At 77.6% G+C, this 2,274-nt stretch carries 4 protein-coding genes; 3 read left to right on the forward strand and 1 reads right to left on the reverse strand.

Annotation, left to right across the window (positions count from 1 at the left end; genetic code table 11):
* The 3 genes from B0E53_RS35645 to B0E53_RS35655 all read left to right on the forward strand — a co-directional run.
* A partial coding sequence (locus B0E53_RS35645; protein WP_210406351.1) for a GvpL/GvpF family gas vesicle protein occupies nt 1-304 on the forward strand: 304 nt, incomplete at its 5' end.
* A complete protein-coding gene (locus tag B0E53_RS35650) occupies nt 295-516 on the forward strand; it encodes a gas vesicle protein (RefSeq protein ID WP_107079841.1) in 222 nt (73 codons plus the stop codon). The genes B0E53_RS35645 and B0E53_RS35650, both read left to right, overlap by 10 nt.
* Entirely contained in the window at nt 513-866 is a 354-nt protein-coding gene (locus B0E53_RS35655; RefSeq protein WP_246835772.1) for a gas vesicle protein K, read from the forward strand. Before B0E53_RS35650 ends, B0E53_RS35655 begins: the two co-directional genes overlap by 4 nt.
* 9 nt (nt 867-875) lie before the next feature.
* On the opposite strand, the gene B0E53_RS35660 is transcribed toward B0E53_RS35655, so the two are convergent.
* Nucleotides 876-2,274, reverse strand: a 1,399-nt coding sequence (locus tag B0E53_RS35660) for an AAA family ATPase (RefSeq protein WP_146167945.1), incomplete at its 5' end; no start/stop codon positions are given.

Below are 2,274 nucleotides of genomic sequence, written 5' to 3' on the forward strand. Positions count from 1 at the left end.
GCTCAGCGCCCGTGAGGAGGGGCAGCGGGTCGCCGCCGAAGGGGCCGCCGCCGTGCACGCCGCCCTCGCCGGGTACGCGGTCGCCGCCCGCCGGCACGCCCCGCAGGACCGGCGGCTCTCCGGCGCGCCCACCGCCATGGTGCTCAACGGGGCGTACCTGGTCGACCGGGACCGCTGGGACGGCTTCGCCGCGCTGGCCCGCGAGCTGGCCGAGGGACACCCCGAGGTGCGGCTGGAGCTGACCGGGCCCTGGCCACCGTACTCCTTCGTGGCGGAACCGGAGGCGGAGCCGGCATGGGCGTGACCACGCTGGCGCCGAACAGCGCCGACGACCCGCTGAGCTACCGGCCGGTGGCCCTGGTCGACCTGCTCGACCGGGTGCTCGCCACCGGCGTGGTGATCACCGGGGACATCACCCTGGCCATCGCGGACATCGACCTGGTCCGCGTCTCGCTGCGCGCGCTGATCGCCTCGGTCGGCGCGCTCGCCCCGCCCGAGCCGGAGGCGGCGCCGTGACCGGCCGGGACGAGGCGGCCGACCTGGCGGCGGCCCTGGGCGAGCCGCGGTGGACGGCGCCCCGGGTCCGGCCGCTGGACCGCCGGCTCGCCGTCGACCAGGACTCGGTCGAGCGGGGGCTGGCCAGCCTGGTGCTCACCGTGGTCGAGTTGCTCCGGCAGCTGATGGAACGGCAGGCGCTGCGCCGGGTCGACCTGGGCGACCTGACCGAGGAGCAGGTGGAGCGGGTCGGCGCCACGCTGATGGCGCTGGAGGAGCAGATGACCCAGCTCCGCGAGTACTTCGGCCTGGCCCCCGAGGACCTCAACCTGGACCTCGGCCCCCTCGGCCCCCTGCTGCCCACCGACTGACCCGGCGACTCACCGCCGGGTGGCCGCGTATGCCTCCAGGTGGGCGAGCTGGACCGGGTCCAGGGAGGGGCGGACCCTCGCGCGGGCCGTCTCGACGTGGGCGGCGGTGACCGTGCTGGCCGCCAGGGACTCGCGCATCGCGGCGAGGGCCGCCTCGCGGATCAGGGCGGCGCAGTCGGCCGCCGAGAAGCCGTCCAGCTCCGCGCCGAGCGCGGTCAGGTCCACGTCAGGCGCGAGCGGGACGTTCCGGGCGGCCGCCCGGAGGATCTCGCCGCGGGCCGGGCCGTCCGGCGGCGGCACGTACACCAGGCGTTCCAGCCGGCCGGGGCGGAGCAGCGCGGGGTCGACCAGCTCCGGCCGGTTCGTCGCGCCGACCACCACCACGTTGCGCAGCGCCTCCACCCCGTCCAGCTCGGTGAGCAGGGCGGCCACCACCCGGTCGGTGGTGCCCCCGTCGGTGGCCTGGCCGCGGACCGGGGCGAGGGCGTCCACCTCGTCGAGGAAGACCAGGGTGGGCGCCGCCTCGCGGGCCCGGCGGAACAGCTCGCGGACCGCGCGTTCGCTCTCCCCGACCCACTTGGAGAGCAGCTCGGCGCCCTTCACCGACAGCACGTTGGCCCGGCCCGAGCCGGCCAGCGCGGTGACCAGGTAGGTCTTGCCGCAGCCGGGCGGCCCGTAGAGCAGCACCCCGCGCGGCGGCGTCACGCCCAGCCGGGCGAAGGTGTCCGGGTAGGTCAGCGGCCAGAGCACCGACTCGGTCAACGTCTGCCTGACCTCGTGCAGGCCGCCGACGTCGTCCAGGGTCACCGAGGCCAGCTCCAGGGTGGACGCGGCCATCGTGGTCGGCCGGACGACCTCCAGCGCGGCGGTGAAGTCCGCCATCGCCACGGTCGGCGTCTCCGCCGCCTTCTGCCGCAGCGCCGCCCGCACCCCGGCCTCCCGGACCAGCGCGGCCAGGTCGGCGGCGACGAACCCGGGCGTACGGGCGGCCACCTCGTCCAGCCGGACGTCGTCGGCCAGCGGCACCTGCCGGGTGAGCACGGTGAGCTGCTCCCGGCGCAGCGCCGGGTCGGGCAGCGGCACGGTGATCCGTAGCGAGAGCAGGTCCGGGGCGCGCAGCGCCGGATCCACCGCCTCGGGGCGCCCGGTGGTGCAGACCACCGCCGCCCCGGCCCGGACCGTCTCGGCGACCACCTGCCGGAACACGGTGGCCAGCGGGCCGGGCTCGTCGGCCGGCGCGATCGCCTCCACGTCGGTGACCAGCAGCACGGCCGGGCCGTTGGCGCGCACCACGGCGGCGGCCTCGCGCAGGCGGCGGGCCGCCGCGTCGTTGCCCAGCGCGGCCAGCTCGGGGGCCCACAGCGGGCGGACCCGGGCGCGGACCCGGGCGGCGACCGCGCGGACCAGC

Origin of the sequence: Micromonospora sp. MH33, assembly GCF_003013775.1 — a bacterium.
Classification (GTDB): domain Bacteria; phylum Actinomycetota; class Actinomycetes; order Mycobacteriales; family Micromonosporaceae; genus Micromonospora; species Micromonospora fulviviridis.

What these genes read in the sequence shown, in the direction of transcription:
- B0E53_RS35650 (WP_107079841.1), top strand. Translation starts at nt 295, where the DNA reads ATGGGCGTGACCACGCTGGCGCCGAACAGCGCCGACGACCCGCTGAGC.